The organism is Pseudomonas sp. JL27(2026) (assembly GCF_056933555.1).
In genome coordinates, this window is the sequence record NZ_CM167794.1 from 834,520 (window position 1) to 854,748 (window position 20,229).

The 20,229-nt window shown below is 57.9% G+C and carries 14 protein-coding genes and 1 pseudogene; 12 read left to right on the top strand and 3 right to left on the bottom strand.

Annotated features, from left to right (window positions below; genetic code table 11):
- The first annotated feature begins 8 nt into the window (after positions 1 to 8).
- The 6 genes from recC (at position 9) to yfiB (ending at position 11,755) form a co-directional block, all read left to right on the top strand.
- Positions 9 to 3,461 carry an exodeoxyribonuclease V subunit gamma gene (recC, locus tag AC1Z1G_RS03745; RefSeq protein WP_483624980.1) on the top strand — a complete coding sequence of 1,151 codons (3,453 nt, stop codon included), beginning with the start codon at positions 9 to 11 and terminating at the stop codon, positions 3,459 to 3,461.
- Positions 3,458 to 7,147 (top strand): exodeoxyribonuclease V subunit beta, encoded by a 3,690-nt coding sequence (recB, locus tag AC1Z1G_RS03750; RefSeq protein ID WP_483624982.1) that lies wholly within the window; start codon positions 3,458 to 3,460, stop codon positions 7,145 to 7,147. The genes recC and recB overlap by 4 nt, the downstream gene beginning before the upstream one ends.
- Positions 7,144 to 9,231 carry an exodeoxyribonuclease V subunit alpha gene (gene recD, locus AC1Z1G_RS03755; protein WP_483624984.1) on the top strand — a complete coding sequence of 696 codons (2,088 nt, stop codon included), beginning with the start codon at positions 7,144 to 7,146 and terminating at the stop codon, positions 9,229 to 9,231. The genes recB and recD overlap by 4 nt, the downstream gene beginning before the upstream one ends.
- A gap of 174 nt (positions 9,232 to 9,405) precedes the next feature.
- Entirely contained in the window at positions 9,406 to 9,981 is a 576-nt protein-coding gene (yfiR, locus tag AC1Z1G_RS03760; protein WP_483624985.1) for a regulatory sequestration protein YfiR, read from the top strand.
- The gene (gene dgcN, locus AC1Z1G_RS03765; RefSeq protein WP_483624987.1) at positions 9,978 to 11,246 is read left to right on the top strand and encodes a diguanylate cyclase DgcN/YfiN; all 1,269 of its coding nucleotides are present in this window, start codon (positions 9,978 to 9,980) and stop codon (positions 11,244 to 11,246) included. The genes yfiR and dgcN overlap by 4 nt, the downstream gene beginning before the upstream one ends.
- Before the next feature lie 5 nt (positions 11,247 to 11,251).
- A complete protein-coding gene (yfiB, locus tag AC1Z1G_RS03770; RefSeq protein WP_483624989.1) occupies positions 11,252 to 11,755 on the top strand; it encodes an outer membrane lipoprotein YfiB in 504 nt (167 codons plus the stop codon).
- 17 nt (positions 11,756 to 11,772) lie between these two features.
- On the opposite strand, the gene AC1Z1G_RS03775 is transcribed toward yfiB, so the two are convergent.
- Positions 11,773 to 12,291: a hypothetical protein gene (locus tag AC1Z1G_RS03775; RefSeq protein WP_483624991.1), complete on the bottom strand. Its 519-nt coding sequence runs from the start codon at positions 12,289 to 12,291 to the stop codon at positions 11,773 to 11,775.
- An 11-nt stretch (positions 12,292 to 12,302) separates the two neighbouring features.
- A pseudogene (locus tag AC1Z1G_RS03780) lies at positions 12,303 to 12,443 on the bottom strand (LysR family transcriptional regulator); the annotation flags it as partial.
- A gap of 43 nt (positions 12,444 to 12,486) precedes the next feature.
- On the opposite strand from AC1Z1G_RS03780, the gene AC1Z1G_RS03785 reads away from it, so the two are divergent.
- The 4 genes from AC1Z1G_RS03785 (at position 12,487) to AC1Z1G_RS03800 (ending at position 16,342) form a co-directional block, all read left to right on the top strand.
- Entirely contained in the window at positions 12,487 to 13,854 is a 1,368-nt protein-coding gene (locus tag AC1Z1G_RS03785; protein ID WP_483624993.1) for a tyrosine-type recombinase/integrase, read from the top strand.
- Positions 13,847 to 14,803, top strand: a complete 957-nt coding sequence (locus AC1Z1G_RS03790) for a hypothetical protein (RefSeq protein WP_483624995.1) — start codon at positions 13,847 to 13,849, stop codon at positions 14,801 to 14,803. The genes AC1Z1G_RS03785 and AC1Z1G_RS03790 overlap by 8 nt, the downstream gene beginning before the upstream one ends.
- Before the next feature lie 195 nt (positions 14,804 to 14,998).
- Positions 14,999 to 15,583, top strand: coding sequence for a hypothetical protein (locus AC1Z1G_RS03795; RefSeq protein ID WP_483624997.1), 585 nt, complete (start codon positions 14,999 to 15,001; stop codon positions 15,581 to 15,583).
- Positions 15,584 to 15,940: 357 nt separating this feature from the next.
- Positions 15,941 to 16,342 carry a KilA-N domain-containing protein gene (locus tag AC1Z1G_RS03800; protein WP_483624999.1) on the top strand — a complete coding sequence of 134 codons (402 nt, stop codon included), beginning with the start codon at positions 15,941 to 15,943 and terminating at the stop codon, positions 16,340 to 16,342.
- A gap of 341 nt (positions 16,343 to 16,683) precedes the next feature.
- On the opposite strand, the gene AC1Z1G_RS03805 is transcribed toward AC1Z1G_RS03800, so the two are convergent.
- Positions 16,684 to 17,634: a LysR family transcriptional regulator gene (locus tag AC1Z1G_RS03805; RefSeq protein ID WP_483625001.1), complete on the bottom strand. Its 951-nt coding sequence runs from the start codon at positions 17,632 to 17,634 to the stop codon at positions 16,684 to 16,686.
- A 164-nt stretch (positions 17,635 to 17,798) separates the two neighbouring features.
- Between AC1Z1G_RS03805 and AC1Z1G_RS03810 the strand changes: the two genes are divergently transcribed.
- Both AC1Z1G_RS03810 and mmsB read left to right on the top strand, forming a co-directional pair.
- Positions 17,799 to 19,325: a CoA-acylating methylmalonate-semialdehyde dehydrogenase gene (locus AC1Z1G_RS03810; RefSeq protein WP_483625003.1), complete on the top strand. Its 1,527-nt coding sequence runs from the start codon at positions 17,799 to 17,801 to the stop codon at positions 19,323 to 19,325.
- Positions 19,326 to 19,335: 10 nt separating this feature from the next.
- Positions 19,336 to 20,223, top strand: coding sequence for a 3-hydroxyisobutyrate dehydrogenase (gene mmsB, locus AC1Z1G_RS03815; protein ID WP_483625004.1), 888 nt, complete (start codon positions 19,336 to 19,338; stop codon positions 20,221 to 20,223).
- Positions 20,224 to 20,229: the final 6 nt, after the last annotated feature.

Sequence of the window (20,229 nt, forward strand, 5' to 3'; positions counted from 1 at the left end):
GAGCTTTTATGTCGGACGTCACGTCCCCCAGCGCTGGTTTCATGGTGGTTCACGGGAATCGCCTGGATGAATTGCGCAGCCTTGTGGTCAGTTGGATGCGACGCTATCCACTGTCCCCCTTGGAAAATGAAATCGTCCTGGTGCAAAGCAACGGCATTGCCCAATGGCTAAAGCTCGCTTTGGCTGAAGATTCTGAAGACCATGACATGGGCGGCTGCGGCATTGCAGCGGCCATTGATGTGCAGCTCCCCGGCAGTTTCATGTGGCAGTTGTATCGCCAGGTACTGGGTCGCAGTGAGATTCCAGCCAAGTCCCTGCTGGATAAGGCTCCGCTGACCTGGCGCTTAATGCGCCTGCTACCAGAGCTGATTGATCAGTCGCACTTTGAGCCCCTTAAGCGTTTCCTTTTCCATGACACGGATTTACGTAAGCGCTATCAGTTGGCTGAACGCCTTGCGGATCTGTTTGACCAGTATCAAGTGTATCGGGCTGATTGGCTGGAAGACTGGGCGGCAGGCCGTCATCAACTGCGTAATGGCAGAGGTGACGCGAAGCCGCTGACCCCTGCCAACTGCTGGCAGGCAGAGTTGTGGAGGGCCTTGCTGCTGGATGTCGGTGAGCAAGGTATGGCACAAAGTCGGGCTGGTGTTCATCAACGTTTCATAGAGCAAATCAACTGCCTGAACACTGCACCGCAGGGGCTGCCTTCGCGTGTGATTGTTTTTGGTATTTCCTCGCTTCCTGCTCAAATCCTTGAAGCGCTGGCGGGTTTATCTCGTTTCAGTCAGGTCATGCTTTGCGTGCACAATCCATGTCGCCACCATTGGGCAGACATCGTCGCCGATAAAGATCTGTTGCGGCATCAATACAAGCGTCAGGCGCGCAAGTCAGGCATGCCGGTCGAACTTGATTCAGAGACCCTGCATCAGCATGCACATCCGCTATTGGCTGCGTGGGGCAAGCAAGGGCGCGATTACATCAATCTGCTTGATAGCTATGATGACCCCGGCAGCTATCGCTCGGCGTTTCGTGATGGGCGGATTGATCTGTTCAGTGAAAATCAGCCACAGAACATACTCAATCAATTACAAGACGATATTCTGGAATTGCGCCCACTGAATGAGACTCGGGAGTTGTGGCCGACAGTTAATCTTGAGCGCGACGAATCGATCCGTTTTCACATTGCCCACAGTGCGCAACGTGAAGTGGAAGTCCTCCATGACCAATTACTCGCACGTTTCAGTGCCGATCCTCAGTTACGGCCACGGGACGTGATTGTGATGGTCCCGGATATTGACAGTTATGCACCGCATATTCGTGCTGTGTTTGGTCAGCTTGAGCGTACCGATCAGCGTTTTATTCCCTTCACCCTAGCCGACCAGGGCCAGCGTGGTCGTGATCCGCTGCTGATCGCCGTGGAACATCTGCTCAAACTGCCAGATAGCCGCTTTCCGGTCAGCGAGATTCTTGACTTGTTGGACGTGCCGGCATTGCGTGCGCGATTTGGTGTCGAAGAGCGTGATCTCGCAACCCTTCATCGCTGGATCGAGGGTGCCGGTATCCGATGGGGCATGGACGCTGAGCAGCGCGCGGGCCTTGGATTGCCTGATGAACTGGAGCAAAACAGTTGGCGATTTGGCCTGCGGCGGATGCTGCTTGGTTATGCAGTCGGTAAGTCCAGTGCTTGTGATGGAATTGAGCCTTACGATGAAATTGGGGGGCTGGATGCGGCATTGATCGGCCCGTTGGTAGCACTGCTGGATGCATTGCAGATTGCTCATCAGGAGCTGATGCAACCTGCACCACCCAAGACATGGGGGGGGCGCCTGCAAGCACTGATGCAGCTGTTCTTCCTGGCGAGCAATGAACATGACGATTACCTGCTGACGCAGCTTGAAGGGCTGCGTGAAGCCTGGCTGGAGACCTGCGAGTCAGTTGGATTGCAGGATGACTTACCGCTGACGGTAGTCCGTGAAGCGTGGTTGGCAGGGCTCGATCAAGGACGTCTGTCTCAGCGTTTCCTGGCAGGTGCAGTCAATTTCTGCACGCTGATGCCGATGCGCGCAATTCCCTTCAAGCTCGTTTGTTTGTTGGGCATGAACGATGGCGATTATCCACGGGCTCAACCGCCACTGGACTTTGACCTGATGGGCAGTGATTACCGTCCAGGGGACCGCTCTCGGCGTGAAGATGATCGTTATTTACTGCTTGAAGCTCTGCTTTCGGCGCGGGATCAGCTTTACATCAGTTGGGTGGGACGCAGCATTCGTGACAACAGTGAGCGTCCAGCATCAGTGCTCATCGGTCAGTTGCGAGATCATCTGGAAACAGGCTGGCGATTGGAAGCGGAAAACGAAGGGCTGCTTGAGGCACTGACTCAGGAGCACCCACTGCAACCCTTCAGCGCTCGTTATTTCCACGAAGGTGATCCGCTGTTCAGTTATGCACGAGAATGGCAACTGCTTCATGAGCAGCATGACGATGAGCTCAGGTCACAACCTCTCGATGCCTACGTTCAGGATGAACCTCTCAGTCTGGGGCAGTTGCAGGACTTCCTACGTAACCCAGTCAGGCATTTCTTCAGTCAACGGCTCAAGGTGTTCTTTGAGGCTGCCGAGGCTCCGTTGGCAGATGAGGAGCCGTTCGTGCTGGATGCCCTGCAACGTTACAACCTTAGCGACAGTTTGCTGGAGGCGGCGCTGATCGATCTGGAACATCCCGATCAGGCATTGCAAGCTCAGGCGCAACGACTACAAGGCGCAGGGCTTTTGCCAATGGCGGGTTTTGGGGAGTGCCTGCAACGTGAGTTGATTGAGCCACTGCCCGATTTGGTGCAGCGTTATCAGCAGCTGTTGGTGCTTTGGCCGATACCCGTGACCAGCGCTTCGCCGATCAGTCTTGAGTTGCACGGTGTAAAGCTTGAAGGTTGGCTCAGTGGCCTGCATCAGCGTAGCGATGGTAGCTTGCTATCCGTTACGACTATTCCCAATAGCATTGGTTCGACAAAAAACCGCAAGTGGCATCGCCTGACGCGACCGTGGGTCAACCATCTGGTGGCGTGTGCCAGTGGTCTGTCGATGACAACAGCGCTGGTTGCCAGTGACGACACGTTGATGCTGTCACCTTTAGACGAGAGCTTCGCCCTACGAGCCCTCGGTAACCTGTTGCTGGCTTGGCAATCGGGTATGCGCCAGCCATTGCCCGTTGCAGTGAAAACCGCTTTTGCATGGTTGGGGCAAAGTGATCCGGGCAAAGCCGAGGCCGCTGCCCGCAAGGCTTATGACGGTGATGGGCAGACCACAGAGGGGGAGCGTCGTGAGAGCCCGGCGCTGACTCGACAATTCCCTGATTACAATGCCCTGATTGCCGATGAAACCTTTACTGATTGGTGTAATGAGCTCTATCGCCCATTGATTGAGGCCGCCTGGCAGTCGTTGGCACATGAGGAGACGCGCTCATGACCACCCAACCTCCTCTGGCGCTGGCGTTTCCGCTATTTGGAAGCCAACTGATTGAGGCAAGTGCCGGCACCGGCAAGACATTCACTATCTCTGCACTCTATCTGCGCCTGGTGCTGGGGCATGGTGGTGAGCATGCCGGTTTTGGCCGGGAGCTGCTGCCGCCACAAATTCTGGTCGTGACTTTTACCGATGCAGCGACCAAAGAGTTGCGTGAGCGTATTCGTACCCGTCTGGCCGAGGCCGCCCGATTCTTCCGTGATGAAGTTTCGGCATCGGATAGCCTGATCACCGAGTTGCGTGCGCAATACAGTCCTGAGAAGTGGCCAGGTTGTGCCAATCGGCTGGACATAGCCGCGCAGTGGATGGACGAGGCCGCAGTTTCGACCATCCACAGTTGGTGCCAGCGGATGTTGCGTGAGCACGCATTCGACAGTGGCAGTCTGTTCACCCAAACCCTGGAAACCGACCACAGCGATCTGCTTGGTGAAGTGCTGCGCGACTACTGGCGATTGTTTTGCTATCCGCTGCAGGGCGATGCATTGAATTGGGTGCGGGCTAACTGGGGTGGGCCAGCGGCGCTTTTGCCGCGTTTGCGCGGGTTGTTTGCCAGTGAGCGTGACAGCCTTGAAGGGCCGCAGCCGGCCGAGCTGATTACGGCATGTTTGCAGGAACGACGTGCCGCGTTGATTGACCTCAAGTCGCCCTGGCGACAGTGGGTACCCGAGTTGCTTGCGATTTGTCAGCAAGGTGTAGCCAGTAAAACCGTTGACGGGCGCAAGATGCAGGCTCGTTACTTCGAGCCCTGGTTCGAGAAAATCAGCGCTTGGGCCGAAGATGAAACACTCGAGCAACTGGATATCGGCACCGGCTTCAGTCGACTGACACCGGATGGCATGGCAGAGGCCTGGAAGGGCCAGGCACCGAGTCATCCTGGCCTGGACGCTATGCCCGGCCTCAAAGCCAGTCTTGATAGCTTGCCAACTCCTGATGCCGCGGTGCTGCAACATGCTGCGCAGTGGGTCGGCGCGCGTTTCGAAGAAGAAAAACGGCGTCGTGCCGAGATGGGCTTCGACGATATGCTGCTGCGCCTCGACGTAGCGTTGCAAAGCGACGGCGGTGAACGTCTGGCGAGCTTGATCCGGGAGCAGTTTCCGGTCGCGCTGATTGATGAGTTCCAGGACACTGACCCGGTGCAGTACCGGATTTTCGAAACGATTTACCGTATTGAAGAGAACAATCCAGAGTCAGGCCTATTCCTGATCGGTGATCCGAAACAGGCGATCTACGCTTTTCGTGGTGCCGACATTTACACCTATCTGCGTGCACGTCAGGCGACCGTTGGCCGACTGCATACTTTGGACACCAACTTCCGCTCCAGCCACGGGATGGTCGAGGCGGTGAACCATGTGTTCGAGCGCGCCGAGTCTCGAGAGCTCGGGCGCGGAGCGTTTCTGTTCCGTGAAAAGAATGGTGAGAACCCGGTACCGTTCCAGCGCGTCGGGTCACAGGGCCGCAAAGAGCGGTTGCAGATCGACGGCCAATCTGTAGCGGCACTGAATATCTGGCATTTGCCTGCCGAGCAGCCGCTTTCCGGCGTTGTATATCGCCAGCAGTTGGCGAGTGCTTGCGCCAGTGAGATCACCGCGTTGCTCAATGCCGGGCAACAAGGTCGGGCTGGTTTTTATCGTGAGGGTGAAGGGTTCAGAGGCTTGCTTCCGGCGGATATCGCCATTCTGGTGCGTGACGGTAAAGAGGCCCAGGCGGTACGGGGCGAGCTGTCTGCACGAGGCGTGCGCAGTGTTTACCTGTCGGACAAGGACTCGGTGTTTGCTGCCCAGGAAGCTCATGATCTTCTGAGCTGGCTCAAGGCTTGTGCCGAGCCGGATGTCGAGCGTCCGCTGCGGGCAGCACTGGCCAGCATTACGCTGAATCTGTCACTGGCAGACCTTGAGCGCTTGAACCAGGACGAGTTGGCATGGGAGCAACGGGTGATGCAGTTTCGTGGCTATCGGGTGATCTGGCGCAGCCAGGGCATCCTGCCGATGCTGCGGCGCCTTCTGCATGATTTCCAGTTGCCTCAGGCCTTGATTGCACGTAGCGATGGCGAGCGGGTGCTGACCAATCTGCTGCACTTGTCAGAATTGTTGCAACAGGCTGCCACCGAACTCGATGGTGAGCAGGCCTTGATCCGCCATTTGTCCGAACACCTGGCGTTGTCCGGTCAGACCGGTGAAGAACAGATTCTGCGCCTGGAAAGCGATGAGCAGCTGGTTAAAGTGGTCACCATTCACAAGTCCAAAGGGCTTGAGTATCCGTTGGTGTTCCTGCCCTTTATCTGTTCGGCGAAACCGGTAGACGGCAGTCGTTTGCCGCTGCATTACCACGATGCCTCTGGCAAGGCTCAAGTGACCTTGAAGCCTACCGCCGAGTTGATTGCCCTGGCGGATAACGAGCGGCTCGCCGAGGATTTGCGATTGCTCTACGTGGCGTTGACTCGCGCGCAACATGCGTGCTGGTTGGGGGTCACCGATCTTAAGCGCGGCAGTAACAACAGCTCGGTCCTGCACCGCTCAGCGTTGGGCTACCTCTTGGGTGCCGGTGTGCAACTGAGTGAGCCCGCAGAACTGAAACGCTGGCTGGAGGACATGCGGCAAGCATGTTCTGCAATAAATTGTGGTGAAATGCCGCTGGCCACCGATGAACACTTCCAGCCTCCGCGTAACGAAGCCAGGCTGCTCGCACCGCTTGTTCCCAAGCGCAGGGCGGCCGAGAACTGGTGGATTGCCTCTTACAGCGCGTTGCGCATTAGCGATAGCTTGAGCGCCGGGAGCGATGCTGCGCCGGAGAGTCCGCAAGCGCAAAAACTGTTTGATGACGAACGTCTGGATCCCGATGCACCACGAGAGATCGTCGCCAGCGGGGGAGATATCCATCGTTTCCCACGTGGGCCGAATCCGGGGACCTTTCTTCATGGGCTGCTGGAGTGGTCGGGCGCTGAAGGCTTCAGCGCAGATCCGGGGCCCGTGGCGGATGCCATTGGCCGTCGCTGTAACCTGCGAGGCTGGGAAGGCTGGATCACGACCTTGAATGACTGGCTGCTGCATTTGCTGCAAACGCCACTGAACATTGGCCATGGGCAATCTCCGGTGGTGTTTGAGCATTTGACCGAGTACCAGGTCGAGATGGAGTTCTGGTTTGCCAGTCATAAAGTCGATGTGTTGAAACTCGATGAAGTGGTGCGCCAACACACCCATAACGGCGTCGCACGGGTGGCGGCCGAGCCGGTCCTGCTCAACGGTATGTTCAAGGGGTTTATCGACCTGACGTTTGAACACAAAGGACGCTATTACGTTGCCGACTACAAATCCAACTGGTTGGGGGGCGATGACGCGGCCTATACCGAACAGGCGATGGAACAGTCGATTCTCGACAATCGTTACGACCTGCAGTACGTGCTGTACTTGCTGGCCCTGCATCGGCAGCTCAAGGCACGTCTTGCCGACTACGATTACGAACGGCACATGGGAGGGGCGTTGTATCTTTTCCTGCGCGGAACCCGTGCGCCGAGTCAGGGGGTGTACTTCGTTCGTCCACCGCGCGAGTTGATCGAACGTCTGGACCGGATGTTTCAGGGCAAGCCCGAGTTCCGGACCGAACCCGCATGGGAACAGGGAGTCTTGTTATGAGCCGATCTTTCGCTGATGTGCTGCCAACACCGTTGGCCGACGACAGCCTTGCGCAACTGACGCCCCTTACCCGAGCCAAGGATTTGTTGCTGTTGCTGGACCGTTGGGTCGAGCGCGGTTGGCTGCGAGCACTGGACAAGGCCTTTGTGGCTTTTCTTCATGAACTTGCGCCCGATGGGGATCCTCTGGTGCTGCTGGCCGCTGCGCTGACCAGCCATCAACTGGGGCATGGGCATGTTTGCCTGGATCTGTTCGAAACCCTCAAGGAGCCGGATTTCGCGTTGTCGCTCCCTCCAGAAGGGGATGTGCAAACCGGGGCCATGGTGTTGCCTTCCCAGTTGCTTGAGGCGCTGGACGGTGCGCATTGGTGCAAGATCCTTGCAGCAAGCGGCCTGGTGGCACTAGCGGCCGATGGTCGCGGTGAAATCCTTCAGCGCCCGCTGGTGTTGTCTGGCAAACGGTTGTATTTGCGCCGTTACTGGACTTACGAACGACGCATCGACAGCGCCCTGCGCCAGCGGCTGGCAACCCGGGAAGCAACCCCTGACGATTTGCATGAGCGCTTGACGGGGTTGTTCGGTGCGGCCAGGACGAGCGGGTTGATTGACTGGCAGAAACTCGCCTGTGCGCTGGCCACTCGGGGCGCATTCAGCATCGTGACCGGTGGCCCGGGGACTGGTAAAACCACGACGGTGGTGCGTTTGCTGGCACTGCTCCAGGCTCCGGCAGTGGAGAGCGGCAAGCCACTGCGTATCCGCCTCGCTGCGCCTACCGGCAAGGCCGCAGCGCGATTGACCGAGTCCATCAGCCAGCAGGTGCGTACGCTCGAAGTCGCCGATGCGGTGCGTGACAAGATCCCCTCGGATGTCACCACGGTTCACCGCCTGCTGGGCAGCCGTCCGGGCACGCGGCATTTTCGACATCACGCGGGTAACCGTTTACCCCTGGATGTACTGGTGGTCGACGAAGCCTCGATGATTGACCTTGAAATGATGGCAAACCTGCTGGACGCCTTGCCCGATCATGCCCGACTGGTTTTGCTTGGTGACAAGGATCAGTTGGCGTCGGTGGAGGCCGGAGCGGTACTGGGTGATTTGTGCCGTGACGCCGAGGGCGGTTGGTACAGCCCCCAGACCCGTCAGTGGCTGCAAGCGGTCAGTGGCGAAGACCTCAGTGTCAGCGGTTTGCAAGAGGACATTGATGGATCCCATCCCCTGGCTCAGCAAGTGGTCATGCTCCGGCACTCGCGGCGGTTTGGCGAGGGCAGCGGAATCGGCCAACTGGCCCGCTGGGTCAATCAACAGCAGGCCGATGAGGCTCGCAAGCTGCTGGCGGCTCGCAGTCATGCCGATTTGTTTTCGCTGGCGCTCAAAAACGAGCAGGACCATGCGCTTGAACGGCTGTTGCTGGAAGGTCACGGCGATGGGCCGTTGGGTTATCGGTATTACCTGAATGTGTTGCGCAAACAGCGCCCGCCCGTCGATGCGGTGCTGGACGATCCATGCTGGACCGACTGGGCGCGAGAGGTGCTGCATGCCTTTGATGCATTTCAGTTGCTCTGCGCTGTTCGCAAGGGGCCGTGGGGTGTCGAAGGCCTGAATGTGCGAATCACCCAGGCGCTGCTCAAGGCGAGGTTGATCGACAGCGATCAGCAGTGGTACGAGGGGCGCCCGGTGCTGATGACCCGTAACGATTACGGCCTGGGACTGATGAACGGTGACATCGGGATTGCGCTGAAACTGCCTGAGCGAGAGGGACCCGATGCCGGACGCCAGGTGCTGCGGGTCGCCTTTGCGCGTAATGACGGCCAGGGCGGGGTGCGGTTTGTCTTGCCGAGCCGGCTCAATGATGTTGAAACCGTCTATGCCATGACCGTGCATAAATCCCAAGGGTCCGAATTTGCCCACACGGCGCTGATTCTCCCGGACGCATTGAACCCGGTACTGACCAAAGAACTGATCTACACCGGCATAACCCGGGCTAAGGACTGGTTCAGCCTGATTGAGCCCCGCTCGGGAGTGTTTGAGGAGGCGGTGCGACGCAAGGTCAAGCGTCTGAGTGGGCTGATGCTGGAGCTTGGGTAAGCCTCATCTGTGGTATGACTGACTGGTCAGTTTTTCCGCTGAGTTATGGGGCTGTGCCACTGGCCTGAGTTCTCCTTGAAGTTGGCCGAGGTGCCGTGGTGTGCGGCCTCGCTGGTGTTTCAGTGCTGTGCTATCGTTGCGGCATCATCCCGTCACGATCAAGAGAATTCCTGCATGAAGGTGGCTGTCTTGAAGACAGGGCGCTCGGTCAGCTGGAGGCAGCTGCTGCTGTCTGGCGTTCTCTGTCTGCTGTCCACCGGTGTCATGGCCCAGACAGAGGCTTCGGTGGGCATGGCCGAGCAGCGTGCCAAAGCCGTCACGCAAGTGGTGTTGGGGATTCTCAGTTATGCGCGCTGGCCTGTAGAGCCCCCTCAACTGCGCTTGTGCGTCGTAGGCCCCACGGAATACACCGATGATCTGGTCAAGGGCACCACCCAGGCGACCGGCCGACCTGTCGCGGTGCGTCGTCTGCTGGCCGACAACCCTGCGATTGCCAGTGAGTGTGACGCGGTGTACATCGGCAAGCTGACCAGCGAAGAACGCAATCGGTTGTTCACTTCGCTGGTAGGCCATGCGGTGCTGAGTATCAGTGAGGGCGGTGATCAATGCACGGTGGGCAGCCTGTTTTGCTTGCGGGTCAGTGATGACCAGGTGTCATTTGAAGTCAATCTCGATTCGGTCGCTCGCAGTGGCGTTCGTATTCACCCCAGCGTGTTACAACTTTCTCGCCGTCGGGCGACGACCCCATGAGGCTGTTCAAGCCTCGTAACCGGCCAACCTTGCGCTCAGTCATTGGCCGCGGGCATCTGATCGTTGCATTGATCGCGGTGAGCATGGCCAGTGTATCGCTGACGTTGCTTGGGGTGCTCGCCTTGCGGGTGTATGCCGATCACAACTTGCACCTGATCGCCCGCTCGATCAGTTACACGGTCGAGGCCGCGGTGGTGTTCAACGACAAGGTCGCGGCCACCGAAGCGCTGGCACTGATCGCTTCTACCGAAGAAGTGGCGGACGCGTCGGTGCTGGATGCTCAAGGGCAAGTGTTGGCGAGCTGGCAGCGTCCGGAAACCGGCCTGCTGTCAGGGTTGGAAGTGCACCTGGCCCGAACCTTCCTGGAAAAACCCATCGACATGCAGATCCTGCATCAGGGCCGGGAAATCGGCAGTATCCAGCTGACCGGTCATGGTGGAAGTCTCATGCGCTTCCTGCTCAGTGGTCTGGCAGGCATCATTCTGTGTACCGCGTTGAGTGCCCTGGCCGCGTTGTATCTGGCGCTGCGTCAGTTGCGGGCGATCACGGCCCCATTGCGCAGCCTGGCCGATGTCGCCCACGCCGCTCGTAGCGAGCGCGCCTTCGATCGACGTGTGCCGCCGGCGAAAATTGCCGAACTCGACAGCCTGGGTAATGACTTCAATGCCTTGCTCGATGAACTCGAGTCCTGGCAGACGCACTTGAAAAGCGAAAACGAAACCCTGGCGCATCAGGCCAGCCATGACAGCCTCACAGGGCTGCCGAACCGGGCGTTTTTCGAAGGTCGGCTGATTCGCGCCTTGCGCAGTGCTCAAAAGCTCAATGAGCGGGTGGCCGTGTTGTTTCTCGACAGTGACCGGTTCAAGGGTATCAACGACAACTTTGGTCACGCCGCTGGCGATGCGGTACTGGTCGCGGTGGCAACGCGCGTCCGGGCGCAGTTGCGTGAGGATGACCTCGTGGCACGCCTGGGCGGTGACGAGTTCGCGGTTCTGCTGTCGCCGTTGCACAAGACCGAAGACGCCGAGCGGATTGCCGACAAAATCATCGCCAGCATGCAAGTGCCGGTTCAGTTACCAGGCAACGCGAGCGTCTTGACCTCACTCAGTATCGGGATCGCCGTCTACCCTGATCATGGCGTCACGCCCGGTGCTCTGCTCAATGCTGCCGACGCAGCCATGTATCAAGCCAAACGCCTTTCTCGAGGCGGGCAGCACACCGCAGGGTCGGAGCACCTTGCGATCCACGTTCAAACCAGGAGCTAATATTCATGTACGCACTTACCCAGCGGTCCTTGCGGCTGTTCACCTTCACCTTGTTCATGGCCTTTCTGGCATTGGCCGGCTGCCAAACCGCGCCTCACAAAGGACTGACCCCGGAGCAGATTGCTGTGCTCAAGCAAGAGGGGTTCGAGTTGACTGATGAAGGCTGGGCGTTTGGCCTGTCCGGTAAAGTGCTGTTTGGCAGTGATGTTGAAAGCTTGAACCAACCCAGCACCGAGATCGTCGAGCGAATCGGCAAGGCCTTGCTGGGGGTCGGAATCGAACGGGTGCGGGTCGATGGCCATACCGACGCGTCGGGCAAGGAATCCTATAACGAGCAGCTGTCGCTGCGTCGCGCGAAAAGCGTCAGCAAGGTCCTGACCGCCGTGGGGATGCGTGAAGAAAATATCCAGCTACGCGGCCTCGGCAGCCGCGAGCCGGTCGCATCGAACACTACGGTAGCCGGACGTACCGAGAACCGCCGAGTGTCGATCGTGGTGATCGCGGACTGACAAGGGGCTCGCCCGGGTTATTGACCTTGGGCGGGGCTGGCTTGCGGCGGCACTCGGTCATCGGGAGCAAGGTTGAGCAGCAAGTGCTTGGTTTTGTTCTTGAATACACTGCTCAGCAACAGGTTGGTGCACACCACCCCCACCACTGTGATCAGTACGACACCGTCGGATTTGAGCAAGCCCATCGCGGCCGATCCGAACACCAGCAACCCCACGAGCCCGCAGAGCATCATGCCGAGCATGAGCGGTTTGGCAGGATTGTCGAAACTCAAAAAACGCTGCTTTTCTTCGGCGCTCAGTCGCAGGTCAGCCTTGCAACCCTTGCACTGGATAGGCTTGTCATCGCGCATCAGCACTTGATGCTTTTTGTCTGTAGGGAATTCTTTTTCGCACGCCGTGCAATGAACTTTCAGGCCGATGATGTAGGCAGGGGAGTGTTGCATCTTGATCCTTAAGATTGGAATACCGTGTTTGGGGCACTGCGTTGGCTGAGCGGTCAGTGGCGGATTGTTACACTTTTGCGGCGCTTCAGGCATCTCGATTTCCGTCACTGCGGCGCAAACACCATCGTGCGGGTCTCCCCCATCAACAGTGCCTGATTCTGCTCGGTCACACTGCGAATGTAGTCCCAGAGCAAGGTGATGCGCTTGAGCTTGCGCAAATCCTCTCGGCAGTACATCCAGAACTTCAAGGAATTCAGGTTAACCCAATGATTACAGGGGCTAACCGCTATGAGTACCTTTGCCGTTCAACCTGCTGTTACAAGCACCGTTACAAACCTCGTTGTTCCCGTAAGGCCGACTACGAGGCTCGCCAAGCCATATCACTACAGACGCAACGGCATTTACTACGTGCGTCTCAGGGCGACAGGTAGTACCACTGAGGCTGCTGCGGTTTCTCTCAAGACCAGCAACAGGCGGGACGCACTGGACGCCTCAGAACAGCTCACGGGATTCGTCAGGGCCTTCCACTTGGAGAATCCAGAGGCCCCATGGAGCAAACTGAAGGAACATTTTCGTGTGGTCTCAGTGGAGCTGTTCGAGGCTGAACGTGATGGCGACGTGACGCGGGTGTGGGGAGGCTTGCACGATAGCAACTCTGGTCCTGCGGATGGCTCGACCAGACCCCTGAAGTCCGTAGAGCGCGCTCCTGTGTCCTTATCTGTATTAGCGCCAGCGATGACCTTCGAGGCCCTTTCAGCTCTCTACTTGGCTGACCGTGGGCAAGACCAGAAGGCTTCTACCCTGAAAGAAACCCAGATTTGCCACAGAGTAATCTCCACGGCTCTCGGTGAGCTGGACATGCGGACTCACTCGCGGGCTGACCTCGTGGCTCTACGTGATCGCCTTTCAGATGGCCGCATGCCCTCAACGGTCAATAAGCTCATCGTAAAGCTATCGGCTGTGCTTGCATGGTCAGTTGAAAATGGTCACATACCCAAGTCATACGACAAGAAGCTGAAGCTCACAAAGGGCCTTGAGTCGAGCCGTAAGGCGTTCACACAGGATCAGGTAGGCGAGCTGGTTACTTACTCCAACACGCTGCCTGAGACCTCATGGAAGCGCTGGCTGTTGAGCCTCGGAGCCATCACGGGAGGTCGTCTCAATGAAATCTCACAGTTGACGGTAAGCGACGTGCAGATCCTCGGAGAGTCTGGCATCACAGTTATCCACATCAACGAGGATGGCGAAGGGAAGTCAATCAAGAACAAGCGTAGTGAGCGCCGAGTGCCACTGACTGACGGTGCCTACGGGTTCGACCTTGCAGCGTTCTCGCGGTATGTCGAGGCGTGCAAACTCAGCGGGTCGGAGTCATTGGCTCAGATTGGCTACAGACCCGGTGGTGAGTGGGCGAATCAGCAGGCAATTCCAGCGGCTCTGGGGGAGTCCTTTGGTCCAGGCTTAACGTTCCATTCCATGAGGCACTCGCTGGCGTCCTTGATGCAGGCCCGAGGAGTTCCTACGGCTTATGCACAGGCTGTGATGGGGCATGCATCGGGTACGATTACTTTTGATGTCTACGGCTCAGGGGTTCCTGTTGAGACCCTTGCAAATGTTCTGAAAGAGCTTTTTGTTGAAGGCTCGGAAACTGGTGACTGAATTGTTAGAGACCGTGTTGGCTAATCCATATCACTTCAGACGCAATGGTGTTTATTACCTACGCTTGCGAACTCGGGGGGCTACGTCCGACACCGTTAATATTTCTCTGCGCACCTCTGATAAAACGGTGGCTATGGAAATCACCAACGACATCTTGAAACGTCTTGCCAAGTTCCATCTTGGAGCGCCCTCAGCGACATGGAAGCAACTTAAAGCCCATATTGATGACATCACGCCAGCGTGTTTGGCTAAGGCTCATGGAGATGCCTCAATGGCCGCTTACGGTAGTGGTCACGGAAGGTCAATTGCATCAAAAGGCTTTGACAATCCCGGTGGTGAATACAAAGACCGGAATGGTACGTCAGTCTATGGGAATCTCCCTGATGGTAAGACTTTTGAGAAGGTGCCAAGTTTTCAAGCGCCTATTTCTGGCATTCCAGTGAGCAGGCTTCGTTTCTCTATCACAATGGCAAGTGGCACGAATAAGTCAGGCATCACGATGTTTCGTCCACAGGGCTTTGAGTTTACGGTGGGGCGCGATTCAAGTGGTACGGAGGTGATTGCACTTTGGTACTCGATAGACGGTGATTTACTTACCGTCACGCAAGATAGTTATCCCAAAGATGCCCCCGAAGAACAATGGGACGAAATGTTGACGAACATACTTGAGGTGCAGGGCTGTACCAAATTTCAGGACAGGATAGCCCAGGCACCTCCACTCGGTAAGCAGCGGGACAAATGGAACGCCACTCGTATGGCACGCATTGACGATCTCCTTACCTCATATGTCGAGCGACTCAAGCTCAGAGAACGCACAAAATTCATTTTCAAACTTGCTGAAATCACGGGACCGATTGAGTCCACGTTGATGAAGGCGGGAGACAAAGCATGGAGCCAAATCACACAGAGCGGCGCAGGTGATCCGAAGATCCAACGCGAAAAGCCGTGAGTTGTCGATAGGAAACTGACCAAACAGCCATGGTCGCGCTGAGCCGCCTACGAGCAATGACACCAGTTAGCCTTGGCTCTGTGTACTGCTATTCATTTTTCGATCCTCACAGGTCTCCCACAGGCGATCTCCAAAAACCCTCACTACAACCGGAACGACATCTCGTCCGACCGATTGCTGATGAGGAGCCACACCATGCTGACACCTGCCGAACTGTTCGAGTTGGACAAACGTATAGGCGCGCGAACAGACCGCTGGATAGCTGACCACATGAAGGGGAGACGGCGAGCCACCCCAAGGACTGTTCCGAAGGATTCTCCCACGGTCAGCAACCGAGGGCGTAAACCCAAAACAATCAAGAATCCGTTCTTCACCTTCATTGGCCCGACTGCTTATGGTCGATACCCAGCCTTCGCACAGGACATAGTAGAGGGAATCGCACGGCTGGACTGGCACGCTCGCCCCATCGACACTGGCGGAAAATCCATGCCGCTGTCGGTTAGGAAATGTTTTGTGATCCTTGAGACGCTTGATGAGGTGACCACCGCAGGCGTACAGGAACTCTTCAGCTACAGCCAGTCACAGGCTCAGCGCTACATGAAGGCCATCGAGTTGGCAATCCCATTCATGATGCAGGCCAGCCCGCCAAGTTTGATCGCCGATATAAACGGTGACTACCTGCCCGGCGCGAATCCGTGGGCTGACGAACTGGTGATCCCGACTCCAGATGTGTTGGTCAAACTGCACTACGACCTTCGTACTCTTGGGCAATCGAATTAAACCCGCATTTATAAGAAGACCTCGAAGACCCTTGGTGGGCTTGAATTGCTTACAGGGCCACTTACAGGGCCATCTGTGAGGGGGGTGGTAGTTGTGATAACAACATCCCTCCTGAGAGGAGAACTTAAAGATTCCTCTCTGTGCTGCCCATCGAGTTTGGGAACGGTCTTACGACCACGATTCCCTTCATCACAAAGGACACTTACAGGCCCGACCGCCTGCTCTGGGTCCCACGCACAACAACCTACTCGCCCTATTGGCTTGCTTTCTGGAACCACGCTCAGACCTTTCATGGGGTCGAGTAGCTGGGTCGTGGAGGTCGGCCAGGAGGCAAACCAATATGGAGAACATGAAAATATGAACATCATCGACATCAAACACAAACACGCGGACCACCTAATCATCATCGCGGGCCAATCGTTTAAGGCCAGCGACGCCGGTATGTGGAACTTGACCGACATTTGGCAGACCCTGAAGTTACCTAAGACGAAACGACCAAGCCGGTGGCGTGACAGGGATGCTAAGGCTATGGAGCGTATCCACAACTTGGACACGGTAGGCGAGGGAGCTACTCCGGTTACCAAGGCAACGAAGAGGGCTGCGTTGAAATACGCCGCATGGGTCTCCCCCGAATTCGAGACGATGGTCTATGACGCCTTCGAGGCAATCCTTGAGATGCCTGAGGTCGCCTTGTTGGTCACCGAGAAGATGCATTTTCCACTTATCGAGGTGTCCGGGGAAATTAGACCACTACACTGAAGCTATAGGGTGGTAGGACTTTCGGCAACCCCTCGCGGATATTCCGTCATGTGATGTTTCTGAACTGGTTCTTTGAGCTCTTCAATGGAATCTGATAGAAAAATCTGAGTGACCACCTCAATACGCATACGTGCGCAGACTCCCCCGTAGGCCCTCGCACCTGAGCCTTATCGTGCGCCTGCATGGGGTCCTTAGCGCGCTTGTGCGGGCCTCTGGTAGCTGATCCTTTTCGGTGTCTACGGATGCCTTTCGATGTTACAAGCTGCGTACCAACCCCTGATACAAACCGTTGGCAAAGGCCTGCTGACCTCGTTACGATGCCGCTACCTGATTCCTTGAAATCACTGCGGCGCAAACACCATCGTGCGGGTCTCCCCCATCAACAGTGCCTGATTCTGCTCGGTCACACTGCGAATGTAGTCCCAGAGCAAGGTGATGCGCTTGAGCTTGCGCAAATCCTCTCGGCAGTACATCCAGAATTGACGAGTGATGTTGATTTCTTCCGGCAACACCGGCAGCAGACGCGGGTCCTGGGCTGCCAGGAAACACGGCAGGATCGCCAATGACCGCCCTTGCTGCGCCGCGACAAACTGCGCGATGACGCTGGTGCTGCGCAGGTTGGCGCTGGCGCCGGGCAGCACGTTCGCCAGGTACAACAGCTCCGAACTGAACGCCAGGTCGTCGACGTAGCTGATGAACTGATGCTTGGCCAGATCGCTTGGGCGACGGATGACCGGGTGATGATCGAGATAGTCCTGGGTTGCGTAGAGTTGCAGGCGATAGTCGCAGAGCTTGCAGCAGACGTAAGGCCCGTGCTCCGGCCGCTCCAGGGCGATGACGATGTCCGCCTCGCGCTTGGACAGGCTGATGAAGTGCGGCAGCGGCAGGATGTCCACCGAGATTGCTGGGTAGGCGTCGACGAAGTGGCTCAGTTGCGGGGTGATGAAAAAGCTGCCGAAGCCTTCGGTGCAACCCATGCGCACATGCCCGGACAGCGCCACGCCCGAGCCGGACACTTGCTCGCATGCCATGTGCAACGTGCTTTCGATGGATTCCGCATAACCCAGCAGGCGCTGGCCCTCGGCGGTCAGGACGAAGCCGTTGGTCCGCGATTTTTCGAACAGCAAGGTGCCCAGCGCACCTTCCAGCGAACTGATACGGCGCGACACGGTGGTGTAATCGACGGCCAGGCGTTTGGCTGCGCTGCTGGCCTTGCGGGTGCGCGCAACTTCGAGAAAAAACTTCAGGTCGTCCCAGTTCAGGGCGCCCAGCGATGTGATGTTTTTTTGCATGATGGACCGGCTTTTATGTGCGTTCTTATTAGAAGTTTGCACATCTATACTCCAAAAACAGTCCGACAACCAATTCGCGGCACCCGCCTGGGCATCAGGCGCCTTCCGGCCTTGGCTCCCTCGATAACAAGCTCTCTCTATAAAAAAGCATCCAGGAGACCGTCATGAACGCATCGCTCACGCCTAACGAAACCACGCTGCACAAGGTCAAGTTGTTGATCGACGGCGAATGGGTCGAGTCCCAGACCACCGAGTGGCACGACATCGTCAACCCGGCGACCCAGCAAGTGCTGGCCAAGGTTCCGTTTGCAACGCCTGAGGAAGTCGACGCCGCGATCAGCGCCGCTCATCGCGCCTTCCAGACCTGGAAGCTGACGCCGATTGGCGCGCGGATGCGCATCATGCTCAAGCTTCAGGCACTGATTCGCGAACACTCAAAACGTATTGCCGTGGTCCTCAGCGCTGAGCAGGGCAAGACCATCGCCGACGCTGAAGGTGACATTTTCCGTGGCCTGGAAGTGGTCGAGCACGCGTGCTCCATCGGCAGCCTGCAAATGGGCGAGTTCGCCGAAAACGTCGCCGGCGGCGTCGATACCTACACCCTGCGCCAACCCATCGGCGTCTGCGCCGGCATCACCCCGTTCAACTTCCCGGCGATGATTCCGCTGTGGATGTTCCCGATGGCCATCGCCTGCGGCAACACGTTCGTGCTCAAACCGTCCGAACAGGACCCGTTGTCGACCCTGTTGCTGGTAGAGCTGGCCATCGAGGCGGGCGTTCCCGCAGGTGTACTCAACGTGGTGCACGGCGGCAAGGATGTGGTGGATGCGCTCTGCACCCACAAAGACATCAAGGCTGTTTCGTTCGTCGGTTCGACCGCGGTCGGCACTCACGTCTATGACCTGGCCGGTAAACACGGCAAGCGCGTGCAATCGATGATGGGCGCCAAGAACCACGCGGTGGTGTTGCCCGATGCCAACCGTGAGCAAGCCCTCAATGCCTTGGTCGGCGCCGGTTTCGGTGCGGCCGGTCAACGCTGCATGGCCACCTCGGTGGTGGTGCTGGTGGGCGCGGCCAAGCAATGGCTGCCAGACCTCAAGGCATTGGCACAAAAACTCAAAGTGAACGCTGGCAGTGAGCCCGGCACGGACGTTGGCCCGGTGATCTCCAAGCGTGCCAAGGCGCGGATTCTCGACCTGATCGAAAGCGGCATCAAGGAAGGCGCCAAGCTGGAACTCGATGGTCGTGACGTCAAGGTTGCGGGGTTCGAGCAGGGCAACTTCATCGGCCCGACTCTGTTCTCCGGCGTGACCCCCGAGATGCAGATCTACACCCAGGAAATCTTCGGCCCGGTGCTGGTAGTGCTGGAAGTCGACACCCTCGATCAGGCGATTGCGCTGGTCAACGCCAACCCGTTTGGCAACGGCACCGGCCTGTTCACCCAAAGCGGTGCGGCGGCGCGCAAGTTCCAGAACGAAATCGACGTCGGTCAGGTCGGAATCAACATTCCGATTCCGGTGCCTGTCCCGTTCTTCAGCTTCACCGGTTCACGTGGTTCAAAACTCGGCGACCTCGGCCCGTATGGCAAGCAAGTGGTGCAGTTCTACACTCAGACCAAGACCGTCACCAGCCGCTGGTTCGATGACGACAGCGTCAATGACGGTGTGAACACCACCATCAATTTGCGTTAAGGAGCCGACCATGAAAATTGCTTTTATCGGTCTCGGTAACATGGGCGCGCCGATGGCGCGCAACCTGATCAAGGCCGGCCATTCGTTGAACCTGGTCGACCTGAACAAAACCGTTCTCGCCGAGCTGGCGCAACTGGGCGGCACCATCAGCGCCTCGGCGCGTGAAGCTGCCCAAGGCGCGGAGTTGGTGATCACCATGCTGCCTGCCGCTGTCCATGTGCGCAGTGTCTGGTTGGGTGAAGACGGCGTGCTGGCCGGGATCGCCAAGGGCGTTCCGGCCGTGGATTGCAGCACCATCGACCCGCAGACCGCTCGCGAAGTCGCGGCGGCGGCGGCCAAACAGGGTGTGGCCATGGCCGATGCGCCCGTGTCCGGCGGCACCGGTGGCGCGGCGGCGGGGACCTTGACCTTCATGGTCGGCGCCACGCCAGAACTGTTCGCCACCCTGCAACCGGTGCTGGCGCACATGGGCCGTAACATCGTGCATTGCGGGGATGTCGGCACCGGGCAAATCGCCAAGATTTGCAACAACCTGCTGCTGGGCATTTCGATGGTCGGCGTCAGCGAAGCCATGGCATTGGGTGACGCGCTGGGCATCGACACTCAGGTGCTGGCGGGGATCATCAACAGTTCGACCGGGCGTTGCTGGAGTTCGGAGATCTACAACCCGTGGCCGGGCATCGTCGAAACGGCGCCGGCCTCACGCGGTTATACCGGCGGCTTTGGCGCCGAGCTGATGCTCAAGGATCTGGGGCTGGCCACTGAAGCGGCGCGTTCGGCACACCAACCGGTGGTGCTCGGCGCGGTGGCTCAGCAGTTGTATCAGGCGATGAGCCTGCGCGGCGAAGGCGGCAAGGATTTCTCGGCGATCATCAACAGTTATCGCAAACCCCAATAGAGGGGG